This window comes from Butyrivibrio sp. MC2021 (genome assembly GCF_000621605.1).
Classification (GTDB): domain Bacteria; phylum Bacillota; class Clostridia; order Lachnospirales; family Lachnospiraceae; genus Butyrivibrio.
The window spans coordinates 136,020-161,423 of the sequence record NZ_JHXX01000003.1 but is presented as its reverse complement, the minus strand read 5'-3'; the positions used below and the strand labels follow the sequence as shown (position 1 = coordinate 161,423).

Annotated in this window: 20 protein-coding genes; 18 read left to right on the top strand and 2 right to left on the bottom strand. The window is 40.9% G+C overall.

Annotated elements, in window-relative coordinates; genetic code table 11:
* The first annotated feature begins 21 nt into the window (after positions 1–21).
* Genes T359_RS0108760 through T359_RS0108740 form a run of 5 tightly spaced genes read left to right on the top strand, consistent with a single transcriptional unit; the run spans position 22 to position 5,820 of the window.
* Positions 22–906: an N-acetylneuraminate synthase family protein gene (locus T359_RS0108760; RefSeq protein WP_026517141.1), complete on the top strand. Its 885-nt coding sequence runs from the start codon at positions 22–24 to the stop codon at positions 904–906.
* On the top strand, positions 906–2,090 hold the full coding sequence (locus T359_RS0108755) for an N-acylneuraminate cytidylyltransferase (RefSeq protein ID WP_026517140.1): 1,185 nt from the start codon (positions 906–908) through the stop codon (positions 2,088–2,090). The genes T359_RS0108760 and T359_RS0108755 overlap by 1 nt, the downstream gene beginning before the upstream one ends.
* 4 nt (positions 2,091–2,094) lie before the next feature.
* On the top strand, positions 2,095–3,249 hold the full coding sequence (locus T359_RS0108750) for a CgeB family protein (RefSeq protein WP_155840062.1): 1,155 nt from the start codon (positions 2,095–2,097) through the stop codon (positions 3,247–3,249).
* Positions 3,250–3,266: 17 nt separating this feature from the next.
* A complete protein-coding gene (locus tag T359_RS0108745; RefSeq protein ID WP_026517138.1) occupies positions 3,267–4,718 on the top strand; it encodes a hypothetical protein in 1,452 nt (483 codons plus the stop codon).
* A 37-nt stretch (positions 4,719–4,755) separates the two neighbouring features.
* Positions 4,756–5,820, top strand: a complete 1,065-nt coding sequence (locus T359_RS0108740) for a glycosyltransferase (RefSeq protein WP_026517137.1) — start codon at positions 4,756–4,758, stop codon at positions 5,818–5,820.
* On the opposite strand, the gene T359_RS0108735 is transcribed toward T359_RS0108740, so the two are convergent.
* Both T359_RS0108735 and T359_RS19860 read right to left on the bottom strand, forming a co-directional pair.
* On the bottom strand, positions 5,817–6,890 hold the full coding sequence (locus tag T359_RS0108735; RefSeq protein ID WP_026517136.1) for a glycosyltransferase domain-containing protein: 1,074 nt from the start codon (positions 6,888–6,890) through the stop codon (positions 5,817–5,819). The genes T359_RS0108740 and T359_RS0108735 overlap by 4 nt on opposite strands.
* Positions 6,887–8,272: a polysaccharide pyruvyl transferase family protein gene (locus tag T359_RS19860; RefSeq protein WP_051545174.1), complete on the bottom strand. Its 1,386-nt coding sequence runs from the start codon at positions 8,270–8,272 to the stop codon at positions 6,887–6,889. Before T359_RS19860 ends, T359_RS0108735 begins: the two co-directional genes overlap by 4 nt.
* A 165-nt stretch (positions 8,273–8,437) precedes the next feature.
* Here T359_RS19860 and T359_RS0108725 point away from each other — a divergent pair, with 165 nt between their 5' ends.
* The 13 genes from T359_RS0108725 to T359_RS19835 all read left to right on the top strand — a co-directional run bounded on the left by T359_RS0108725 (position 8,438) and on the right by T359_RS19835 (position 24,594).
* Positions 8,438–9,418, top strand: coding sequence for a DUF6492 family protein (locus T359_RS0108725; RefSeq protein ID WP_026517135.1), 981 nt, complete (start codon positions 8,438–8,440; stop codon positions 9,416–9,418).
* Between the two features lie 11 nt (positions 9,419–9,429).
* A complete protein-coding gene (locus tag T359_RS19855) occupies positions 9,430–10,452 on the top strand; it encodes a GT-D fold domain-containing glycosyltransferase (protein ID WP_026517134.1) in 1,023 nt (340 codons plus the stop codon).
* Between the two features lie 436 nt (positions 10,453–10,888).
* Entirely contained in the window at positions 10,889–12,085 is a 1,197-nt protein-coding gene (locus T359_RS0108715; protein WP_155840059.1) for a glycosyltransferase family protein, read from the top strand.
* A 21-nt stretch (positions 12,086–12,106) separates the two neighbouring features.
* On the top strand, positions 12,107–13,141 hold the full coding sequence (locus tag T359_RS19850; protein ID WP_081795512.1) for a glycosyltransferase family 2 protein: 1,035 nt from the start codon (positions 12,107–12,109) through the stop codon (positions 13,139–13,141).
* Complete coding sequence (locus tag T359_RS19845) at positions 13,123–14,274, top strand: AAA family ATPase (protein WP_051545167.1); 1,152 nt, start codon at positions 13,123–13,125, stop codon at positions 14,272–14,274. The genes T359_RS19850 and T359_RS19845 overlap by 19 nt, the downstream gene beginning before the upstream one ends.
* A gap of 592 nt (positions 14,275–14,866) precedes the next feature.
* Positions 14,867–15,091, top strand: coding sequence for a hypothetical protein (locus T359_RS0108700; RefSeq protein ID WP_035784079.1), 225 nt, complete (start codon positions 14,867–14,869; stop codon positions 15,089–15,091).
* A 376-nt stretch (positions 15,092–15,467) separates the two neighbouring features.
* Complete coding sequence (locus T359_RS0108695) at positions 15,468–15,848, top strand: type II toxin-antitoxin system RelE/ParE family toxin (protein WP_035784077.1); 381 nt, start codon at positions 15,468–15,470, stop codon at positions 15,846–15,848.
* Between the two features lie 5 nt (positions 15,849–15,853).
* The gene (locus T359_RS0108690; protein WP_026517130.1) at positions 15,854–16,135 is read left to right on the top strand and encodes a helix-turn-helix domain-containing protein; all 282 of its coding nucleotides are present in this window, start codon (positions 15,854–15,856) and stop codon (positions 16,133–16,135) included.
* Positions 16,136–16,650: 515 nt separating this feature from the next.
* On the top strand, positions 16,651–17,085 hold the full coding sequence (locus tag T359_RS23440) for a leucine-rich repeat domain-containing protein (protein ID WP_081795511.1): 435 nt from the start codon (positions 16,651–16,653) through the stop codon (positions 17,083–17,085).
* Positions 17,086–17,294: 209 nt separating this feature from the next.
* Positions 17,295–17,672 carry a leucine-rich repeat protein gene (locus T359_RS0108675; RefSeq protein WP_197027077.1) on the top strand — a complete coding sequence of 126 codons (378 nt, stop codon included), beginning with the start codon at positions 17,295–17,297 and terminating at the stop codon, positions 17,670–17,672.
* A 224-nt stretch (positions 17,673–17,896) separates the two neighbouring features.
* Positions 17,897–19,096 carry a hypothetical protein gene (locus T359_RS0108670; protein WP_155840057.1) on the top strand — a complete coding sequence of 400 codons (1,200 nt, stop codon included), beginning with the start codon at positions 17,897–17,899 and terminating at the stop codon, positions 19,094–19,096.
* A gap of 2,686 nt (positions 19,097–21,782) precedes the next feature.
* Positions 21,783–22,676 (top strand): Rpn family recombination-promoting nuclease/putative transposase, encoded by an 894-nt coding sequence (locus tag T359_RS0108635; protein ID WP_026517125.1) that lies wholly within the window; start codon positions 21,783–21,785, stop codon positions 22,674–22,676.
* A 1,111-nt stretch (positions 22,677–23,787) separates the two neighbouring features.
* On the top strand, positions 23,788–24,594 hold the full coding sequence (locus T359_RS19835) for an Rpn family recombination-promoting nuclease/putative transposase (RefSeq protein ID WP_051545165.1): 807 nt from the start codon (positions 23,788–23,790) through the stop codon (positions 24,592–24,594).
* The last annotated feature ends 810 nt before the right edge of the window (positions 24,595–25,404 follow it).

The following is a 25,404-nucleotide window of genomic DNA, read 5'->3' as shown; positions in this document are numbered from 1 at the left end:
AAAGTACAGAGGCTTAGGCTTATGGTAAAACAGATCAATTTAGGCGGAAGACTTGTAGGCGATGGCTGTGATCCTTACTTCATCGCCGAGATAGGAATCAATCATAACGGAGATCTTGGTGTGGCAAAAAGGCTTATCGATGCCTCTTTTGCCATTGGCTGGGACTGTGTCAAATTCCAGAAGAGGACACCGGATATTGCTGTTCCGGAGAGCCAGAAGAATGTTATGCGCTCGACGCCTTGGGGCGAAATGACCTATCTGGAATACAAAAAACGCATCGAGTTCGGCAAAGAGGAATACGACTACATAGATAAATACTGCAGAGAAAAGCCCCTTGCCTGGACCGCTTCACCCTGGGATATTCCGAGCCTTGAGTTCTTGTTGAACTATGATATCCCCTTTATCAAGCTGGCATCCGCCACCAACGGAAGCACAGAGCTGATAAAAAAGGCCTGCGCATCAGGAAAGCCTATTATCATGTCCACAGGCATGTCCACTCAGGAGGAGCTAGATAAAGCTGTTGACCTCCTCGACAGGTTCAGCAATGGAAACTTTGCCCTTTTGCATACTAACTCTGTATATCCGGCGCCCATAGATGAGCTGAATCTTAAATATATCCAGACCCTGAAAAAGAGATACGGATGCGTGGTGGGGTACAGCGGCCACGAGCAGAACCTGGAACCCACTGTTGCAGCGGTTACTTTGGGAGCTGACATTGTCGAGAGGCATGTCACATTATCCCATGACATGTGGGGCACGGATCAGAAGGCCAGCCTGGAGATCAACGCCATGTATCTTTTGTATCGCCGTTGCCGTGACATCAAGCTGATGCTTGGGGATGGCGAAAAGAAGCTGGAAGAGGACGAACTGCAGGTTAGAAAAAAACTACGAGTTGAGGAAAAATAATGGAAACAGTTGCATTTATCCCTGTACGAGGCGGGAGTAAATCAATACCTCTGAAAAACATAAAAGAAATTTGCGGACAGCCTCTGGTTTACTGGACGGTTGCTGCTGCCTGCGGGGCGAAATGTATTGATAAAGTCTACATAGCTACCGACAGCGCTGAGATCCGAGCTGCCGTTGAACGGTTTTCCCGGAAAGGAATTGAGAATGGAAATCAGGATTTCAGCAAAGCGGTGGTAATCGACAGAAGCCCGGAAAATGCCTCTGATACAGCATCTACAGAATCAGTCATGCTTGAATTTGCGGAAAAATATGATTTTGAGAACATAGTACTGGTGCAGGCCACATCTCCCATGCTGGAGAGCTGCGATATTGACGGTGGCTTCGAGCTTTTTGAAAAGCCTGAAACAGACAGCGTCCTTTCTGTAGTTCGTCAAAAGAGATTTCTGTGGGATGCGGATGAAAAGGGCTATGCAACTGCATCAAACTATGACTTTAAGAATAGACCAAGGCGCCAGGAATTTGACGGATATCTTATGGAAAATGGCGCATTTTATATCACCTCAAAAGTGAGCCTGATGGCTTCGAAGAATAGGCTTTCAGGGAAAATACGAGCCTATGAGATGGGCGAAGACTCTGCTCTCGAGATAGATGAGCCAAACGATTTTATTATTATAGAAGCTCTTTTGAGAAAAAGAGAAAAGCAAAAAAATGCAGATACAATGCCGGAAATAAAGATGGTGATCACCGACTGCGACGGATGCCTTACCGACGGCGGAATGTACTATTCAGAGAACGGGGATGAACTGAAGAAATTCAATACCAAGGATGGCATGGCGCTGTCGAGAATCCATGATAAAGGAATAATCACCGGAATAATAACCGGAGAGAATAGGGAACTCAACAAACGCCGTGCGAACAAGCTTCACATGGACTTTATCGAGATGGGAATAAAGGACAAAGTGGCGAGCTTGCAGGCTGTTTGCGATAGGTTCGGTGTTGATCCAAAGAACGTTTTATATATCGGTGATGATATCAATGACATCGAGGCAATGAAGGCAGCAGGAATCTGCGCCTGCCCACAAAATGCGATGCCGCAGGTTGTCGCGATCGCCGATTACATCTCTAATGTGAGAGGCGGAGATGGCGCGGTAAGGGATATTATTGAGCACCTGATTGGGATCTGAAAATATGAATATTCTTCTTTATGATTTTCTTAATTCATATATACAGCATGATCTTATTTACTTTCTTCAGAAAATGGGGCACAAGTGCAATAACGTGAACTATCACAAGGAAGTTGATAAGTATAATGATGATGCTTTTTTTGAGAGGATGGAAAAGGATCTTAAGGAAGGCTCTTATGATCTTGTCCTTACTACCAATTTCTGGCCAATAGTTGCTAAGGTTTGTAAGAAGCATAATCTTAAGTACGTTTCATGGTTTTTTGACAGTCCGCCCAATCTTCCAACTGCGGAATGTATGGAGTATTCCTGTAATACGATTTTCTTTTTTGCAAGGGCTGATTATGAGACCTATAAGAAAATGGGGCTGGATAACGTTCACTATCTGCCTCTTGCGGTAAACACTGAGAGACTCCGCAGTGTTAAGACAGATTATGCCAAGTACGGCGCAGAGATTTCCTTTGTGGGAAAGCTCTATGAGTCCATGCTTCCGGCATTCATGAGCCATATGACTGAGTATCAGCGGGGATATCTTGACGGCGTGGTGAAGGTGCAGCTGCAGCTTTATGGCGGATACATCGTAGATGATGTGGTGACGGAAGAATTTGCCCAGAGTGTCAGAGACAGATATCTTAGCCTGTCCGAAACGGCTGTGCAGCTGACCAAAAAAGAAATCAGCTGGGCCGTGGCTTCTTATGTGACACATCTCGAGAGAATGACGCTTCTTAGCATCTTGTCAAAAAAGCATCAACTTAAACTTTATACATTTAAGCTTACTGAAGATGAAAAGAGCATGCTTCCTGACGTAGATTTCTGCGGCTCAGTGAATTACCTTACAGAAATGCCACAGGTTTTTGCGGCAAGTAAGATAAATCTTTGTCCTGTCCTAAAGGCCAACAGATCCGGCATACCCCTGAGGGCATTGGATGTTATGGGCTGCGGGGGATTCCTTCTGTCAAGCTACCAGTCTGAGCTTTACGAGTATTTCATAGATGGCGAGGAATGCGTGATGTATACCTCGTTGGAGGATGCTGTGGAGAAGGCGGAGTTTTATCTGAACAATGATGAATTACGAAAAAGAATTGCCGGAAAGGGATATGAAAAAATAGCTGGTGATTTTTGTTACGAAGATCGAATACTAAATCTATTAAAGACATACTAACAATAAGGGGGCCAATAATGGCAGAGGATTATTTAACCTATTGCTCTAAACTTGTTGATGAACTGTGTAACGGCATTGATAATGGAGATTTACAGAGAGACGAGATTCCCGATAAGTATCGCTGGGAACATATGGAGGCCTTGTTTCAATTGTCCCATACGATGAATGGCGGACAGGAGATGTATGAGAAGATTTATGACATGGTCATATCATCTGCAGAAAGAAGACTTAAAAAGAAAGCTATAAACGGTAAAAAGATAAATGTCTTGTTTCAGAGCTATTCTGCTGCACAATGGCCGGCAGCAGATGTTTATAATGCAATTTTGAACGATCAAAGAATAAATGTTGGTGTGATTGTTTCTCCTATGGTTGACAGAGATGAAGAAAGCAGGCTTAATACCTATTCTCAGGTAAAAAAATGGTTTATCGACAGACAATATAAAATTATTGAAGGGCTTAAGGAAGATAACAATAGTTATATTCAATGGCAAGATTTACAAGATGTTCCGGATGTTCTATACATAACGTCTTCTTGGTATGACTCATTACCGCAAGGACAGAGATTTACAGATCTGCCATTAAAGTGTCTTGTAGCATATATACCATATGGTCTGTATTTGGCAAATGGCGTAGAGGGCAGCTATGCTAAGTATGCAGTATATGATAAAGAATTATTTAGCCTGATGTGGCGAGTATATTGTGACTGTGCCAAGAACCTGGAGGGATACCAAAAGTACCAATATATAAAGGGTAAGAATGTTAGATTTTCAGGTTATTCCAAGATGGATTATTTCTATACACCAAAGGAATGGAGTGAAGAAGAAATAAACACATTATGGAAGATTCCGAAAGGGAAAAAAAGTTCTGGCGTTAAAAGAGTAATAATCGCTCCTCATTTTAGCGTGGGAAATACAGGGCATGTTCTTTTTTCTACTTTCCAAAAGAATTGTTGGTTCCTTCTGTTTCTTGCTGAGAAATATAAGGATAGTGTGAGTTTTATACTGAAGCCTCACCCAAATCTGAGATTTGCCTCTGTTGCATACGGACTTTTTAAATCATATAGGGAATATGATGATTACCTTCAAAATTGGAATGATCTGCCAAATTGTAGAGTGGTACAGGATGCAGGATATCTGGACATATTTGCTACATCGGATGCAATGATTATGGATAGCGGTTCTTTTTTGGGTGAGTATTTATATACTCAGAAGCCGCTTCTATATCTGACAAGGCCCGAGCAGGCCTTTCTGCCTATAGGCGATAAGGTGGTTAATGCGTATTATAGGACACCGGGCGAGGACTATATGGGAATAGAAAGTTTCTTAAATGATGTGGTCCTTAGAGGAAATGACCCTATGAAGCATGCAAGAGAAGAAGTATTTAAAGAGGAGTATGATTATTTATCGATGAATAAGATAAAAGCCTCTGAGTATATATGTAAAGAGCTCTTTGAACTTATGAGAGTATAGGATATAGACACCGGATAGTGACGAAGGGTTATTGATAATGAGCAAAGAGAAAATTGTTGTGGATATTGTATGTCCTACAGGAGGCAGAGAGGGCGGCATTGAAGATGTAATACGCACCTGGACTCAAAATATAAATGATGATACTTTTGATCTGCGTGTCATGCATATGACTCCCGGAGTAGGCTATCTGGATGGGTATGAAAAGGCATATTTTTTAAAAGAAGAGGGTGACTATATGAATCCCAGTTACTGTGCCAGTGGATATTCTCTTCTGATAAATCAGCTTGGTGCTCCTGATATATGTATAGCTACTGTTTCACCGATGATGTCAAGTGTGTGTGATGCTGTAAGAAAACACAATGGATTAAGCATGCCTGTTTTTTCATGGGTGCACAGCGAAATTGAAAAGTATAGAGACTATGGTCATGGCGGGGTCAGAGAAATATTGCATGCTGATGAGCACTTTGTGATCAATAGCACAATGGCTCAGGAAATTTTAGATGCTGACCAAAATGCAAAGGTACATAATATTGGAAATCCTATTGTCCATGAGGATATTCCTTCGTATGAAATCCCTAAAGGGAATACCATCTCTTATGTTGGTCGTCTTGCAGAAGAAAAAAGATTAGATATTATTCTTGAAGCCATGTATCGCGCCAGATCAAAGTGGAATCTTAACATTATTGGTGATGGTGAAATTAAAAATGAAGTTGAGGGCTGGATAAAGCTCTTAAAGCTTGATAAACAGGTAAAGCTTCTTGGTTGGAAAGATAATCCGTTGCCATATATCAGGGATTCAATAGCTGTAGTAGCTGCATCAGAATATGAAGGCTTTATGATATCCGGAGTGGAAGCACTCTCGGTAGGAAAAATGCTGATAAGCACGCCAACACAGGGAGTTAAAGACTATTTGACTGATTCTGTAAATGGTTATTTTTTTGATTTTGAAGATGCCCAGGGATTGGCATCAATTTTGGATGATCTTTATTCCAAGAAAAGGGAAATAGCGACTCCGGAAACCTGTATACACTCGGTTAGTAAGTACTCGAAGGAAGGATATTTTGCAAATGTGAAAAAAATCCTTCTTGGAGCATTAAATTAATGTACTACCTTGGCAACACACCAAGGATTTAGCACCACTATTAAGTCGTTGATATCAAAATTATAATTGTTTTTCCAACATACATATCCAAAACTCATCTGATCTCTGTGGTGATTGTATGTACATATTTCAGTCCACCAATCTTCCATTACTTTTTTTAGAAGGGGGTCATGATGGTCTCTTAATAAAAATGCTGCATCAACTAAAATATCGTCGACAAAGCCTTCAGACCTATACCTGGCAATTTGCATGTCAAGTTCTGATCTGGTGGCTTTTTTATTTCTTACAATGGCATTGGCTTCAGACTCGATGTTATTTGAACAGTTGTGATGCATGCATATCATGCTGCTGGTTTTTCGATACTGCCTGATAAAGTCAGTCAGCTTTTCTTCGGCAAGTTGTAACTTCCCATCCAGAAATATGGAATAATCATAATCGGGAAATAGTTCAAAGGGGTGCGTTTTTGCCCAGCGATAGAGAAGTGGTGAGCTAAGATTTTGAGGATTATCAATCACTCTTACCTGCCATTTTCCATGATAATTACTGGGGGCAACATCTGTTATAAGGACATAGTCGAGGCAATCTTCTGTTGAAAGAGGTTCTAGTATATTATCATATCCGCCGGTGATTACTGTGTATACCACGCCCCTTCCCTTAAACATTGGGGAATCAACTTCATATTTCTTATGATACGCAGAACGAACGTATCTTAGACATAAAGTGATCTCAGTCAGATTATTCAATTGAGCCTCAAAAGTTTTATATTTGCTTTGCAGTAAAGTATAGTTTTGACTTAATGAAGACATGTCTTCCGTATAGGTGTGACAACAGTATTCTAATAATAGAGCCTGGGCAGTGCTACAGAATGAACTTATATCAAAATCTTCTCGGGAAAGAAGATCGCTTAGGCTATTTATGTCTATTTGTGCAGAATCATTCATGAATAAGTTTGAAATAGTATGATAGACATTTGAGGCACTACTTCTTAAATCATCTTCAGACATGATTGAGGCACTTTGATGAAGATAAGTCAAGATAGAACTTATTTGATTTATAAGCTGAGTGTTCATGAGTTCTCCTTATCTACAGAGATATGGATATGTTCAGTAAGTGCTGTTTGTAGTATATTCCAAAGCTGGTCTTGAGCCTGTGATATTTCTTGTCGCATCTCTGTTGAATGTGAAAGCATATTTTGGGCGCAGGCTAATATTTTCTCATCAAACTGATTGTCATTTACATCAATTCCCCACTCCGGATGGCCAATATCATCGAGGAACCATTGTATCTTATCGTGACTGATAATGCTCAGGGTGGGAGTTCCGCAGCCAAAGGCAACCATCTGAGAATGGCCGCGCATGCCTATTACCAGCCTGGGGAGGCTGTATGCTTCTATCATTTCTTTTTCATCTCTGGATTCATATAATTTTACTATTCCATAAGGAACCTCATAATTATCCATATAAGAACACATTTCGGAATCTGGTTCGCAGTGAAGATAGCACAGGATATCATAGTCAGACGAAAGAACCTTGGCGGTTTTGGCAATAGAACTTAGTATGTAGTCCTTTCGATTGCCAAAGCGAAGAATTTGCCTGTCAAAGGCGCAGTTTATTGCAATGATAGGCTTGTCTGGTTCTTTGAACTCTATATCAAATAGCTTGGACATTACAGTTGTTGCGCAAGGGAAGTATTGCACTTTATCTTTAAGGTGATTGGGAAGAAAAGCCTTCACTGCGTTAACAGAACCATGGTTACGTAATCCGAAGAAGGTGGATTTTTCAACTAAAGCAGTGATATTTTCATAGAAATAGGGTTCAAAATCTTCCTGATTTCTGAATTTGTTATAGCCTACGCCTAATACGTATATAGGAACCTTAATCTGCTGAATCAGTTCTTGTGAGATAGGCCACTGCCATCCTGATATTTCATTTTTGTTGGTGTCCTTTAGAAAAAGGCCTCCACCACCTATAACAAGAGCCTTACTTTGGTTTATTGATTCTATTATTCCCGGATTTACTTCTTTTTGAAGATTAAGCCTAATCCAACTTTTCTTTCCGGAGTTTTTTTCAATAAGCCGTCTTAAGCTTTTTACTAATAAATAATCTCCTGCATTTGCATAAGTTTCCGTTGAAACATGGACGATAGCATTTTTAATACTTGTTCCCAGTTTGAAGATTTCATCATCAAATTGATTTGATTTTAATGAAAGAAAATCAACACCGGAATCTATGGTCTCACAAGCATTGGGCATGGCAAGAGCAATTGATATTATGTTTTGGAACGGATTTAATGATGACTTATCCGGATCTTTTGTACTGGATGAAAGAACTTCTTCGATAATCTCAATAAGATCTCTAATATGAGTATATTCAGATTCAAGCACAGATTGAACAATTCGCAAATCTATACGCTTGCTCGCTTGATATAATTTTTCGTATTGTTGGTAGTTCATGCAGATCCTCATAATGTGTTCTCTGATGATTTCTATGGTTTACATATCTTTATATATGGTAACGAATGAACTTATACTTTATAATTATTATAGTCGCAATAACGATATATATTCAATATTATTACATTATTTCAGTCTGTTTGAGTGCGAATACTAGGAGGCATAATGTCAAATAATGATTTAAGATTTCCATGCATTATTCCAACAATTGTTACGGATTATCTTCGATCCAGAGTATTTATACCATATTTTTTTAAGTATTTGCCTATTAGCAGCATTACTTTTATTGGGCCGGCCAATTTAAAGGAACAACTTGATAAAGATATTGCTGATGGGATATTAGATGCCTCAAATACTTTTTTCTTGGACGAAGTCTCCTTGGTTCCCTTTTCTCCAGTAAAAAAAATATATGATGAGTTAGATAGTGAAAATAAGAGTATCAGACCATCATCCGTAAATTGGTATTATCAACAGTTTCTTAAGATGGCATACAGTAAGATTTGTGAGTCGGAGTACTATCTTTGTTGGGATTCTGATACCCTTCCTCTTCGCAAAATTGATATGTTTAGCAGCGATGATAAACCATATCTGGATGTGAAGCCTGAGTTTCGAAATAGCTATTTTTTAACTCTTGAAAGACTTTTTGGATATGACAAAGTTATTGAGAACTCTTTTATTTCTGAGCATATGCTTTTTGATACTGAACTTATGCAAGCGTTAATATCTGAAATAGAAAGACTTAGTTTTTTTGGTGATCATTTTTATGAAAAGATTTTATCAGCTGTAGGACCTGATAATCTGTCATTGGGCTTTTCGGAATTTGAGACCTATGGGACATGGGTAGCGATGAAGCATGTGAGTAAATATAAGCTACGAAACTGGAAATCATTCCGGAATACTAATTTTTTTATAGATATTGCAGATCTTACTAAAGAAGACATAGAATGGTTGGCTATCAGCTATGATGCAGCTTCATTTGAAAAGTATCAGGAAACAGAGCAGATATTAACTGATTTATTCAGAAATCCGAGATATAGAGAAAAGCTTACTCCCGAGTTGTTCTATAAATCGATTTTGGAAAGCGGGGCAATGGGAGAATATGTAGATGGCAAAATAAAGAGTGGATCAGGCTTTAATCCATTGTAAGAGGATGGGATATGGATAATTCTTATAAAAGAATTTTGGATGAGTTAATAAGTGAAAATGCGAGACTTAACGATTGCCAAGTTCAGTCAAACAAGATTATGGCACAGATGATGGACTATATAGAGAATCTTAGTAAAGAACTGGAACAGACAAAGAGTTTAGTTTATGTGAACAGGTCACAGATACTTAGCTTACCATACGAATTAGCAGATCCTGACTATGTTTCTCCTGTTTTTAAGCCGAGGTTTTATTCTGCGTCTGAGACGAGGCGTCTTGTCAGTGAGGGAAAGTCAATTGGAAGACTTGGAGATGGAGAATTTGCGGCTATAGCAGGTGAGAAAAGGTGGAATTTTCAGGACGTATCCAAAAGACTAGGTGAGAAAATAAAGGAAACTCTTGAGTCTGATGACGAGGAATTTCTTGTGGGCTTAAATCCTACGTTTTACAGTAATCTTCTGGATCTTCCGGAGGCAGCAGCTAATGGAGTGAGGGCATATATGGTGCCGGATGTCAGAAGATTTCATGCAAGCTTACTAAAAAAAGAGAAGATATATGCCGATGCTTTGATGTGCGATATAAATTCAGAGACTGATGTCAGTGAAATAAAGCAGATATGGAATGATAAGGAGGTAGTATTTATTGAGGGAAGGTACACCAGGATGGGTGTAGGCAATGACCTTTTTGATAACTGCAGATCCATAGAGAGAATCCTTGCTCCATCTCAAAACGCAGTCGATAAATATGATGATATTATGACTGAGGCGTTGAAACAGCCTAAGAACAAGCTTATTCTGTTGGCATTGGGACCTACTGCAACAGCACTTTCTTATGATCTTTTTAAGGAAGGATACCATGCTGTTGATATCGGACATCTTGACCTCAGGTACGAGCAGTTTATCAGAAATCTGAAGCTTCTATATAATGTTGATATACCTTATAAGTATTGTAATAAAGATGAAGTTGGGGAATTAAGAGATATACCGGATCCGGATGACAATACTTATGAACAGCAGATAGTGGCAAAGGTTTATTGAATATGTGGATGGTGAAAAGCTGCTAAAACATAGCACTTTCAAAGGATAAAAAAGCCCGCGGCATGAAAAGCTGCGGGTATTTTATGTCTCAAAGATGGCATAGAAGGTGAAAAACGTGAAATTGGGACACTGGAATCGTATGGAGACATAAATAATCAATGAATTTGTTGAAAACAAAAAAACTTGTGATTTATTATGCGGATAAGTGGAATGCTCATGATGGCTGAAGTTACTTTACAAGCTATGGTTTTTAACAATCCTTTAATTGCGACAATGTTTATATCTGACATAGTTTATGGCTCATTGAATTATTGCGATACAATGCATAGAACAGAATGGATGTGTTATAATTTAATATAATTATACACTATATAACGATATAGGATATACATTCATTGTTTCTGGAAACTCTGTGACTTTGGCAAAGGGAACCTTTATGCTTCACAGCAACCGTGCACTAATCCTCCGACGTGGAAACATCAATTATGATTCACTGACTTCCTTCTCGGCGCTTTTATCTAAAGCGCTTGGTTCTTGTGGGATAGAAGTGGATTATTGGGATCTGGACAGAAGCAATGAGGAGCTGGATAAAAGGCTTAGCGAGGTGAGGTATGATTTTGCCCTGACCTTCAATTCCATTGGTCAGCATAACTATAAGGTGAATGGGGAGAATATCTGGAACAAGCATCGGATTCCCTTCTTTAACTACATTGTGGATCATCCGCAAATGCATTCCATTTATCTTTTTTCGGAGTGCAGTAACTACTATTGCTTGTGCCTTGACAGAGATCATGTGGATTATGCAAAGCGATTTTATAAGGATGTAAAGGATGCTTTTTTCCTGCCTCTTGGAGGAAGCGATTCTGATGAGGAAAAGGTTGATGACAGCTTTGAGGACTTTGAGCATCGTGAGTTTGACGTAGTTTTTACCGGGAGTTATGTGGATAGGGATGAGCTGGATAATAAGATCATGGCCCTTCCGGAAGCTGTAAGAAATATCGAGCTGGCATATCTTGACCATATGCTGGATAACAGGACACTGAGTCTGGAAGAAGGCTTGACGACGATTCTTCCGGATTTCGGAATTGATCCTTCTGATGAAAAATCGTATTTTGGATTCGCCAATGCGCTTTTCCCTATAACAAATAATTATCTTCGTTCCTATACAAGAGAGGAAGCGGTGAGATTTCTGGCACAGTCAAAGGGGACAATCCATCTGTTCGGAACCGGTTGGGATACCCTGGATGACTTGGGAAATGTGGTTTTGCATGGTTCATGTACATACCTGGAAACGGCTGCTATTTATAAAAGAAGCAAAATAGTTTTTAATGTAATGCCATATTTCAAGAACGGAGCCCATGACAGGATCCCGACATCAATGCTTGCCGGTGCTGCGGTGCTTACAGATGATAGCAAGTACTACCGGGATGTTTGTGAAATGGCCGGGCATGAGATTATGAGATTCTGGAATCTTTCTGCACCGGAGGCTTTGCCGGATATTGTTGATGATATGTTATCTGATACGGCTAAGCTGTATGAGCTTGCGCATAATGGGCTTCATTATGCGCGAGAGAATATGACTTGGGGAAAAACTGCCAAGAAGTTGGTAGAAATTTTAGAAAAAGTTCTGTGATGATGCTGAGGAGGGGATTAAGTGATTGAACAATGTGTAACAATAATAATTCCTTGTTATAATGTGTCGGAATATCTTGATAGATGCTGGAATTCTCTCCTAAGACAAACAATTGGAATCAGCAGCATGCAATGTATTTTTGTAAATGATTGCTCTACTGATGCCGGTAAAACAATAGAAAAACTAAATGATATAGAGCAATCAGCACCTGATTCCGTAATGATAATAGATCTTGAGGAAAATGTAGGACCGGGTGAAGCAAGAAATATCGGTCTTCAGTATGCTGAGGGAAAGTATGTACAGTTTTTTGATGCAGATGACGAGCTTGATGACAATGCACTAAAGATGCTATATGAGCTTGCAGAAGAGAATCATACAGATATAATTCAGTATAATCACATGTACATTTTGGGTGATCAGCGTAGATCCAGCGGGAATTCACTGGAAAACAAGCTCTTTGTCATAGAAAACAAGGATGATAGGATACCTTTTTTAAATGCTAGCACTGTAACATACGGCTGCACTAATAAGTTCATGCGAAGAGAAATTATACAGCTTTCAGGAGCAAAATTCCCTGCCAGGGCTAAATATGAAGAGCCTCTGTTCATATATCCCTTGTTCTTTTATGCTAATCGAATTTATCTGCTGAATGCGGATTTGTATCTTTATTATTTCAGACCTAATTCAATGGTAACATCTGAGCTTGGGAAGAAATTGCTAGATCATCCTAAGGTACAGTTGATGCTTTTGGAATACTTTCTTTCCAGACCAGATATCTGCACTGAGTACAAGGATGTATTTGAAATATATTTCTTATGGAGCTTTTATCTTGAAACCATCAGTTTTGCAGGAAACAGCCAGGATGCGGTGTTACCTGTGGAGTATTTTCGATATATGCAGGAAGTATGTAAGAACTTTTGCGGCAACTGGAGAAACAATCCGTTGATTTATATGATTCCTAAAAACGCCAGAGAGGCACTGGAGAGTATTGACAGGATCTTTGAAAGCCAGGAGGAACTGGATGAGTTTGTGATATATTGGAGCTGCCAAGAGTAGAGTTTGCTGAACTTTCTGATGTTTTTCAGTTCCTATCAAAACAGTCTGATGGAAAACCCATTGTTCTGGTAATCGATGAGTATCAATATTTTAAACAGTCGGCTCCTAAGAATCATGTAGATTCTTTAATGCAGATCATCATTGATAGACTTCCCGCCAATTTCAATGTCATACTCTGTGGTTCTTATGTAACAGTTATGAAGGAATTACTCGAGGAAGAGAATCCTCTTTTTGGAAGATTTACAGAAACAATCCATCTCCAGACATTTGACTATTATGATTCTTCTCTTTTTTGGGAGAATGCAGGTGCGCGGGAAAAAATTGAACGCTACGCTGTTTTAGGCGGATCACCTTATGTCCTTGAATCATATGACAAGAAGCAAACTTTGGAAGAAAATATAAAGAAGCTGATTCTTCCTGAAACCGGATTGCTAAGAAGCTACGTAGAGAACGTCATTTTAAAGGAAATTCAGAAGAACTATGATCAGCGAATATTTGAAGTGATCGGAAATGGTAAGAAAAAGTACTCGGAACTACTTACCGGTCTTGGCGAATCAAATAATGGCCTTTTAGATAAACAGTTAAAGCATCTTATCAGCATGGATGAGATTCAAAAGGTTTTCCCAATCAATAAGCCCAATGACAAAAAGAAGCAGTTTTATGTAATAAACGACAATCTGGTCCGCTTTTATTTTACCTATGTATATGACAGAAAAAGTCTAATAACTAAACTTGGGCCGGACCAATACTACAATTTGTTTATAGAAGATTCAATTACAGAGTTTATAAGCAGACGTTTTGAAGACATGGCTCTGCAGTATTTCATGAGGCTTATAAAGAATGGTACATTGAAGGCTGTTTATGACGTGGGAAGTTATTGGTACGATGATCCTAAAACCAGGACTAATGGCGAGTTTGATGTAGTGCTAAAAAGAAAAGAGAGCTACGACATCTATGAGTGCAAATATTACACTCATCTTATGAAAAAGAAAGAATGTGACCTTGAGGCTAAGCAGATTGCGAATGTTAAAGGGATAGAGTGGGGAAAGATAGGATTTATCAGTCTTTCAGGTTTTGAATTTGAAACAGATGAGTATGTACTTTTAGATGGCGGAAAGCTATTTGATATTTAAACAGAAAGATCGGAAATATAGTCAAGCCTGAGACCCAGAAGGGCATAGAAAAGGGCATAAGCCAGGGCCTAGATGCCGGTATCATTGGTGCAGTAGCGATCATGCGGGGGCTGACCCCACACACAAAACTCTGGAGCTCCGGCTTTTTTCCTTGAAACATAGTGACAATCATGTTACGATATCAAGGCTGTGAAGTTCTTTCGCAGTTTCAATCCAATCCGGAAAAGTATGACAGGTCTTGTTTATGCTGTTTCACATTTTTAGTGGCGAATGTGTCTGGGAGTAGGATTATTTCTTGCTTTTATATGAAAGATGCATAAGATATTTGAAAGGAGTATAATATCACTATGTCAACAAAGGATAAGATGATAGCTCGATTATTGTCTAAGCCTTCTGACTATACTTTTATTGAATTACAGGGATTGTCATCTAAGCTGGGATGTCAAATATCACAGCACGGAAGCGGATCAAGATGTATATTGATTTCGCCTGCCGGAGCGCGGTATGCTTTTCACAAGCCTCATAGTTACAGTTACTTTAAAGGATATGTCATAAAGGACTTAATCTTGTTTTTTCAGAGGGAGGGTTTGATATGAGCAATGCAATAACTAATATTCTTGAATACAAGGGCTTTAAAGGCAGTATCGAAGTGGACACAACTGAGGATATTTTATTTGGCCATGCAAGCAATCCTTCACGACCGAATGATTTAATTTCTTATGAAGGTGAAACAATAAAAGAGTTGAGAGAAGATTTTCAAAATGCCATTGATGATTATCTGGCAAGCTTTAAAGATGAAAGCGTGAAAGAAAATTGATATATGGGCACCCCTGCGGCTTCTTTTTGTTAAAGAAAAAAATAGAATTCCTCAAAAAAAGGGAGTACAGCTTTGCGCGTGATAAAATGAAAAATCTGTTATTAGCTTTAGGCAGATCGAGCACAGGAGAGTTTATATGGGAAGGGGGCGCGCCCCCCTCACACACAAAACTCTGGCAAGGATGCATATTGTTTTTTCATTTTGATTGTGTTACCTTAAAAAAGCTGTGACAATCTGTTGCAGCTTCAATTCCATTCAGGAAAGGCTGTGCATTCTGCATATGCTTTTTTCACCTGGGAGATAGGATATTTCTGCTTTTGATAACTTGAAAATTGACTTAAAGGAGGTTTTTTTATATAATTAGATATGTTAAAACATGTCAAAAAAGAATGATATGGTACAAAAATATGAAGTGATTTTTTACGATTTACCGAATGGAACAGAACCGGCGATTGATTTTATCAATTCACAGTCAATTAAAATGACAGCTAAGATACTTAGGACCATTGGACTTTTGGAGGAATATGGACCGACTTTGAGAATGCCTTATTCCAAGCATCTTGAGGATGGGATATTTGAATTAAGAATGCAAGTTGGGACAGATATCACCAGAATTTTGTACTTCTTTATAGTGGGGCAGAAGGCAATTATAACCAATGGATTTGTAAAAAAGACTCAGACAACACCTTTAATCGAGCTGGATAAAGCAAAGAAATATCGGGAAGAGTATCTGGCGCGTAGTTCTGGTAAGGAGTGATGAATATGGGAAGAACATACAAAGAGTTTTTGGATGAAAAATTAAAAGATCCTAAGTTTAAGAAAGAATGGGATGAGCTTGAACCAGAATATCAGCTGATAAGAGCGATGCTTGATGCCCGGCAGGAGCAGCACATCTCTCAGAGGCAGTTGGCAGACAGGACCGGGATCACACAGGCCGACATCAGCAAAATAGAAAATGGTGATGCAAATCCTACATTGGAGACACTAAAGAAACTTGCAGCAGGCCTGGGGATGAGGCTGTGTATTTCTTTATCTAAGATTTGAATATGGGTGATGAGTGTATAGATGAAGACATTCTCAAGGATTTTGTTGAACAGTATAGGAAGTACTTTTAATCTAATAATGATGTAACACCGGCGCTGTAGCTTATGGCTATGGCGCTTTTTTAAATTTTTAGCCAATACCCTTCCGCTCTCACAAAAAGGGAGTACTGCGCAGCGCATGACAAAGTGGAAAACAACTTCTTATCCTAAGCTGGCCTGAGATCAGCCCGACTGCCTAGATGAAGTGCAACTAACTCAGGGAGCAGACGACGCGAGCGGATTTGCATCCTCTGAAGACGCGCCCCCTCCCCATACAAACTCTCCCCGTCCTCATTTCAACTAGGAAAAGACCCTCTGAAACTTCCGAGTCAGCAGAAGCTTCTTTTGCCGAATCCGAAACCGGCGGTAAATGCGGCGAAAATGCCACCTGGAAATTTGATTCTGAAAAAGGAGTTCTGACCATCAGCGGAAAGGGCGCCATCAGCGATTATTCCCTGACAGTGGAAGCTCACTTATATTGGAGCCCACGCTTTTGAAAATATCTATTGCCTTAATATCAACACCTCCACATTCCCATCATGCCTGACTTATATCGGGGATTACGCTTTTTCCTGGTCCGACGAATTGGTTGGTGATGTTAAGCTTACTACTAATTGTAAATACCTGGGCTACCGCAGCTTTTACACTTCCGGCCTTCACGGAAAAGTCACTATTCCCTCATCTATCACCACGATTCCCAGCGAATCCTTCATGAGGACAGGCATAACAAGTGTCTCTCTTCCCGATAATCTGGTAACGGTTTCAGCCTATGCTTTTGATGGCTGCAGCAAACTTGATATGGGAGACTGTGTTTTTCCGGACACTCTTGAGTATACAGGCCCGAAGAGCTCAGATTCCCTGCATCTCTTGAGGAAATCAACCTTGACAATTTTGGCTATAACTCTCGTTTAAAAAGAGTATATTTTGAGGGCGATGCTCCTGCAATCACCACGAAGGAACGCACCTACTGCTATGATTTTACAGTTTTTTACCCTGAAGACAATGAGACCTGGAATGAGGACTATGCCATTGATTTCATTCAGGGATTAACCACCACCCAGTCCTGTAACATCATGTTTTTACCTGCTACAGATAAAAACGGAAATTCCTGCGGCGAAAATATGACCTGGGAGTACGCGGATGGAGTGCTTACCATCAAGGGCACCGGCAAAATGTCAGATTACAGTTTCCACCATTCAGCTCCCTGGATGAGATACAGAGATGAGATCAAGGATATCAGACTTTCAGAGGGAATTACCAACATCGGAGCCTTGGCTTTTTACGGCTTTGGTTATAGGCAGCTTTCCATGAATGTTCCTTCAACCGTGACAAGAATCGAGAGAAAAGGCTTTTCAAACATAAGGCCCAAAGGCGAAGGAATTGTCTTTGATGAGAAATGTCATCTCGAGTATGTGGGCGAGATGGCTTTTTACAATACCAATTATGAAATTCACGGATTAGAAAAGGCCATGATGAATGCGAAGCTCCTTCTGATGTAGTAAATGAAATCTGGGTTGCAGGCATTCCGGAGAGCAGCTACTACTGCGGAAAGGCCATCACCTTCCCGAATCTTCATGTTTACAGCTACAAGACTCTTCTTAAAAAGAACAAGGATTACACCCTGAAGTATTCTAAGAATACAAACGCCGGCACAGCAACTGTTGTTATCACCTGCAAAGGCAAGTACAAGGCAAGTATTGAGAAGACCTTTGAGATAATGCCTTTGAATATCACGGATATTCGCCGCTATTCAGGATACACTTATGACGGGGTGAACATCTTCAACCTTAAGACTACCGCAGAACCCTATGTGGTATATGACGGAAAGGCCCACAAAGTGAAGCCTTCCGTGACTTTACTCAGAAACGGGAAAAAGACTGCTTTCAAGGAAGGCAGGGATTATACCCTTGTTTATGATGAAGAAAAATACGACTACATGAGCCCCGGAAGCCACACCTTCTCAGTGGTGGGAAAAGGAAATTTCGAAGGGAAGTTCAACCTTTCTTTTAACATACAGAAAAAGAAGCTTACAGAAGACGTAGACTATTACACATATTATTCCGGCAACGTCAATGCCGGAACTGCCACTGTTACTATCCGGGGAATGGGCGACTACTTTGGAAGCAAGACCGCGACCTTCAGAATTAAGGGCAAACCTCTTTCCAAGTGCGTGTTTGAGGGCCTGGATGAGGAAGTATACTACAACGAAAACGGTGCAACACCCGTATATTCCAATATCAAGGTATATACCGATAAGACCAAAACTGAAGAGGTTGAGGACTATTACATTCAGTTTACGGATAACAAGAAGCCTGGAAAGGGCACCATCATCTTCATCGGCAAAAACGGCTATGAAGGTACGGTGAAAAAGACCTTCAAGATCCTGGGAGTTCCCATGAAGAAGGCCGGAGTCGTAGGAAAAACGGACTCCTTTGAATACACCGGAGAGGCTATCTATCAGGACAAGATAAAGCTCCTGTATGACCGTTCAGAAATAAGGCCCAACATTTACAGCAACTACCATGTGTCCTATGATTATTATAATGTTCAGAACGTAGGAACCGCCAAGCTTGTATATCATGGCCACCAATATTTCTACGGTGATAAGACAATCACCTACAAGATCACACCCTTTAAGGTGGACAAGGACAACCGCGCAGCGAGAGTATCCGAAGGCACAGTTCCTTCCGACGCGAGAATCATTGTAAGGCTGGACGAGTCCTACACCCTTACAAACGGCTCAGCTGGGCCCGCCCCGAAGGTATATTTCATAACCTCCACCGGCAGGAGAGTCCTGTTAAAAAATACTACGGACTACACACTTTCCTACTCCAATGCCACCAAAACCGGCACCGGAACAGTGAAGATTACTTTCAAGGGTAATTTTTCCGGAAAACTGTCATATAATTACGGAATAGAATGAGTCAAATAAAACACAGGAAAATCCAGCGAAGCATTTCCATGATGCTATCCAGAGGAAAAACTCCTGAAGAGATTGTGGATTTCTGCGGCTATCCGCTGGAGATGGTGCTGAAAGTTCAGGAAGGGTTGGAAAAATAACACAATAATAGATGTTAATGAATTTAGAAGCAGGATAAGATTGCATGTTTGTTGCAGTTTTATCCTGCTATTGTCTGCACAACAGGAGGAAAGCAACCCTGATTTAGGCTTTCTTCACTGTCCCACTTGGCCCTTCACAACCTTCCTCGAAGCCAAGAAAGATGAATATGAATAATTGAAATGGAAGATGGGGTGTGATAATATGATTATTGAAAGGTGCTACCGATAGATGGTTAGCCCTGAATTAAATAGTTGTTACAAAATAACCGCTAAGTTTCTGAGGCCGAGCGGTTATTTTTGTGTCTTGGAAAAATGCTTGCCAAACATGTAACCAAGACTAAAATACGTCGCACACAGTCCAAGAACTGCAATTAAGTCACCGATTGTAAGCATATTCAAGTACCTCCAGCAAAGATTTCTCAGAAGAGATATCTATGAAAAACGGAGGTCACAGTCCTCCGATTGAAGGACTAACCGCACATCTAACAAAGATGGTAGCACCATAGATATTCTATCAAACATATGTACGTTTCTGCAATGATTCTTATTTTGTCTATCTTTGATCGGATTTCCCGTTTTTTTCTAATTTATAAATTTGATTTTGGGTTTCCCGGTAATGCATTGATGGGGCAAGTAGGTACAGATAGGGACGGTTCTTGATGCCCCATGAAGCTTCAGGCTTTGGCCGGCGCTTCGTTGCGATTCATAGGTACATCGAGAACCGTCCCTATCTGTACCTACTTGGTCCTTCACAACCTTCCTCGAAGCCAAGAAAGATGAATATGAATAATTGAAATGGGAGATGGGGTGTGATAATATGATTATAGAAAAGGTGCTACCGATAGATGGTTAGCCCTGGGTTATATGTTGATAGAATAACCGCTTAGTTTGCAGGCCGAGCGGTTATTTTTGTGTCTTGGAAAAATGCTTGCCAAACATGTAACCAAGACTAAAATACGTCGCACACAGTCCAAGAACTTAGGGGGATACCTCCCGGGGGGCAGCACCATGGGGGAATGTTAATTTCTCGCAGGAGTTCAGGCCGGGCTTATCTGCCGTGGCTTTGTCGCACCATGAAAGGATGCAAATTATTCGCATCGTCCGGCTCAGTGATTTAGAGGAGGTCCGGGCTTACCTGCCGAGGGCGCTGCACCATGTGAAAATGCAAATATACTCGCATCATTCCCACCGGTGATTCATGGCACTCCATCTGTCCGGAGGGCCTCATTTCACGTAGTTCAGAGCAATCGGCCCTCCGTCCATCTGGAGCGCTCATGAATCATCCGCTGTGCCTGAATGTCTCGCAATTTACATTTCCCCATGGCACATCACCCTCGGCAGGTAAGCCCTCCTCGACAAGAGTCACTGACTCAGACATCCGCATTATTTGCATCCTCCCATGGTACGCCGACCCCCGCCAGATAAGCCCTCACTGGAGAGCCGAGATAATTTCCATTCCCCCCCATGGTAGATCCCCACCCGGGAGGTAAGCCTTAAACAGAGTCCCTTGGGTTCAGACTTTCCCCAGGGCCAAGTGGGACATCAAGAACCGTCACTATCTGTACCTACTTGGTCCTTCATAACCTTCCGTGAAGCCAAGAAAGATGAATATGAATAATTGAAATGGAAGATTTGGTGTGATAATATGATTATAGAAAAAGGTGCCACTGATAGACGGTTGGCTCCGTTAATAGTTACAGATCAAAAGAGATCGCTAACTTTGCGAGAGTTGGGGCGGTCTCTTTTGATGTATGGTATTATTTCTTTAATGTCACATAGATGCTGTATATTGTTACACCGATGCTTACCAGTGTTACAACGATACTCACCCATGTGATGATCATTTCTAACATCAAGGCCCTCTCCTATAAGATTTCCCATTCGCATCCCTCCTAAGTGCAAGGAGCTCTCGGAAAACTACTCCGGCAAAAAGAGCCAACCGCCTATCCGTAAATCGTAATACGTGGCACCCAAAGATATTATGCCGAACAAATGTTCTGAAAGTCAATGATTCTTATTTTGTCTATCTTTGATCGGATTTCCCGTTCTTTTCTCATTTTAAAAATGTTTTTTGGTTTCCCGGCGGAAGCTGGAGGGAATATTAATCGCCCTCAGTTGGTAAAATCGGACTTGCTTTCTTGAAATGCGTTTTCGAAATGCCGAGAAAACGTCAAATTCTTATGACTTTCTTAAGATTTTCGGCAGACTTTCTTAAGATTTGCCCAAAACTATTTACAGCACCAAAATTCAGTGCTAATCTTGCTGCATTGAAAGCAGAAAATAACATTTCTACTCCTACCGGAGTGATCACGGATGCAGGCAGCGTGTCTAATTCGCTGTGAAACGATCGGGCATCCGGGATATCTTTCAACCACATGAATACGCAGGAGCATCCTTATGCCACCTACTTTAATGCAAAGACAACGCCTTTGCTTTATTCTCTATGCATCTTTCTGCGCCAAATGGGAATGTCTTTTTCCCTGTGAGCGTCTGTAGCACTGCGTATTTGTGTGGATTGTCTTAACGTTCAAGAAGAAAGGATAAAGTAAATGGGAAATTCAGAATCTATAAACAGAAAGTATAAGGACAGACTATTTAATTATATTTTTGGAAGAGAAGAAAACAGGGAGTGGACTTTAAGCCTCTATAATGCGGTTAATGGCTCAAATTATACCGATCCTGATCTGATAGAGTTTAACACACTTAGCGATGTTCTCTTTATGGGAATGAAAAACGACACATCATTTCTTGTATCTGATATAATGAGTGTGTATGAACATCAATCGTCTTTGAACTTGAATATGCCCCTTAGAATGCTCCAGTATGTGGGAGATCTATATTCAGGCTATATTGCTAAGAACAAGCTGAACAAATATGGCACCGGAAGGATCATGCTGCCCATCCCTAAGCTTGTGACTTTTTACAACGGAGAGCAGGATGCTGAGGATGAAATGGTACTAAAACTAAGTGATTCATTTGCACCTGAGCATAAGTATAAAGCGGATATTGAAGTAAAAGTCAGAATGATAAATGTAAACTATAGCAGCAATAAAGAACTTATGAAAAGCTGCAAGCCGTTGGCTGAGTATTCATGGTTTGTGGATACAATCCGCAGGAATAAGACGGAGCATGGATTGGACGTTTCTGTAGCTAAAGCATTGGATCAGATGCCCAGTGATTTTGTTATAAAAGATTTTCTTGTCAAGCATAGGCAGGAGGTGGAAGGAATGCTGGATACCGAATACAAAGAAGCAGAAGTAATGGAACTGTTTAAAGAAGATGGCAGGAAAGAAGGGATAGCACAAGGAATAGAGCTGGAAAAAGAGCAAAGCATTTCCATGATGCTATCCAGAGGAAAAACTCCTGAAGAGATTGTGGATTTCTGCGGCTATCCGCTGGAGATGGTGCTGAAAGTTCAGGAAGAGCTGGAAAAAGTAAACTAATAAGAGAAGCTGATGAATATAGAAGCAGGATAAGATTGCATGTTTGTTGCAGTTTTATCCTGTTTTTGGTTTCACGGGAGGCCGGGTATCCCTCACCGAATGGCGGAGAGAATTTCCATTCCCCCATGGTAGATCCCCACCCGGGAGTTACTGTACCTACTTGGTCCTTCACAACCTTCCTCGAAGCCAAGAAAGATGAATATGAATAATTGAAATGGAAGATGGGGTGTGATAATATGATTATATAAAAAGGTGCTATCCGTATTGCAACGGTTAGCCAGATTGTTTAGTCAAAATGACCGATTCCTTGGCACAGGGCGGTCATTTTTTATTTTCGTGATCTTTGCTGTACTGGATTCCTGCAAAAAAGCAGGTTGCGCTCCAGGCTAAAATAGCAAGAAATACAGTCACGTCCATAAGCATGCCCTCCTTTCGATTGGATTTGTAACCTCCTTTCGCTAGGATAATGTCTATCTTTGATCGGATTTCCCGTTCTTTTCTCATTTTAAAAATGTTTTTTGGCTTCCCGGTAGTTTATTGACGGGGCAAGTAGGTACAGATAGTGACCGTCCCTCCAGTCCCACTTGCCCCGGCGGAAGCTGGAGGGAATATTAAGCGCCCTCAGTTGGTAAAATCGGACTTGCTTTCTTGAAATGCGTTTTCGAAATGCCGCGAAAACGTCAAATTCTTATGACTTTCTTAAGATTTTCGGCAGAATTTCTTAAGATTTGCCCAAAACTATTTACAACACACAAATCCAGTGTTAATCTTGCTGCATTGAAAGCAGGAAACAACATTTCTACTCCTACCGGAGTGATCACGGATGCAGGCAGCGTGTCTAATTCGCTGTGAAACGATCGGGCATCCGGGATATCTTTCAACCACATGAATACGCAGGAGCATCTATATGCACCTACTTTAATGCAAAGACAACGCCTTTGCTTTATTCTCTATGCATTTTTCTGCGCCAATTGGGAATGTCTTTTTCCGTTGAGCGTCTGTAGCGCTGCGTATTTGTGTGGATTGTCTCACGAGTCTTTGTGGTAAATACCCCGATAATATCGCCTTGAAAGGGATATTCGGAAAATTTATAATTAAGGGAGAAATATGCATGAAAGAGTATGAAGAATTAACCTTTGCGGATGATTTTATGTTCTGTAAGATCCTGCAGGAAAATGAGGATCTTTGCAAGGAGCTTACGGAGCTGATTTTAAACAGAAAGATCGGAAATATAGTCAAGCCGGAGACCCAGAAAGCCATTCAGATAACTGCTGATGGGCACGGAGTTAGGTTTGATGTGTACTTCGAAGATGATGAGAAGACGGTTTATGACATCGAAATGCAGACGTCAGATACCAGGGAGCTTCCGCTTCGGAGCAGATATTATCAGGGAATGATCGATCTTGATTATCTTACAAAAGGAAAAGATTATAAGGAACTGCCGGACAGTTATATCATTTTCCTGTGCACCTTTGACCTGTTTAAACTGGGATATCATAAGTATTCATTTGTTCCAAGGTGTAAAGAAGTAGAGAGCCTGGAATTAGAGGATAAGACTAATCGAATATTCATATGTCCCGGAGGCAGTCAGGATAATGTTTCGGAAGATATGAAGAAGTTTATCGACTATCTGGCAGGTAATGCTTCAGACAGCGATCTTGCAAAGCGTATCGACAAGAAGGTCAGGGAAGCAATCGAGCAGAGATTCTGGAGGAAAGAGTACATGATGCTAAAAGAAATGATGCAAGATGAATTTGAAAAGGGCGTAGAGCAAGGGAAAGAGCAAGGAAAAGAGCTAGAAAAAGAGCAAAGCATTTCCATGATGCTATCCAGAGGAAAAACACCTGAAGAGATAGTGGATTTCTGCGGCTATCCGCTGGAGATGGTGCTGAAAGTTCAGGAAGGGTTGGAAAAATAACACAATAATAGATGTTAATGAATTTAGAAGCAGGATAAGATTGCATGTTTGTTGCAGTTTTATCCTGCTTTTGTCTGTGCAACAGAAGGGAAGAAATATTGATTTAGGCTTTCTTCGCCGGGCTTGGCAAAAAATCCCCCTCTCACCAACCATCCCTCTCCCTCACAGGGACTCTGTCATCCTGCTTTCACCCAAAAACCTTCCGGCCGCACCCAGGGACTCTGCGACCTTTTCTGTTTATTTATTTCATTAGCCGGCTCCATCCGGGGAGGAATATGGGATGTCTGGGGAGTGACGTGTGCCGATGAGGGCTTACCTGGCGATGGATGATGTGCCATGGGGAAATGTAAATTGCTTCCGCTCTCCAGTGAGGGATACCCGGCGGGGGTTCGGCGTACCATGTGGAAATGTAAATTGCGAGACATTCGAGCATAGCGGATGAGTTAGGAACACTTCAGATGGCCGGAGGGTCGATTGTTCTGAACTACGTGAAATGAGGCCCTCCGGACAGATGAAGTGCCCTAACTCACCGCTGGGAGCGATGCGAGTATATTTGCATTTTCACATGGTGCGACGAACCCCCGCCGGGTATCCCGGACTCCCATGATGCGAGTAATTTATATTTCCCCATGGCGCAGCGCCCCCGGCAGGTAAGCCCGGACCTGCAATGCATCCAAAGAGTTCCGGGGAGCTCACCGGAGGGGGCGGGTACGAAAAAATAAACAGAAAATTAACTAAATATAAAAAAATAGATTTCCCCGGTTTTGGGTGAAAAAATATCGAATTGTTTAGAGAAGATATTTGTAATAT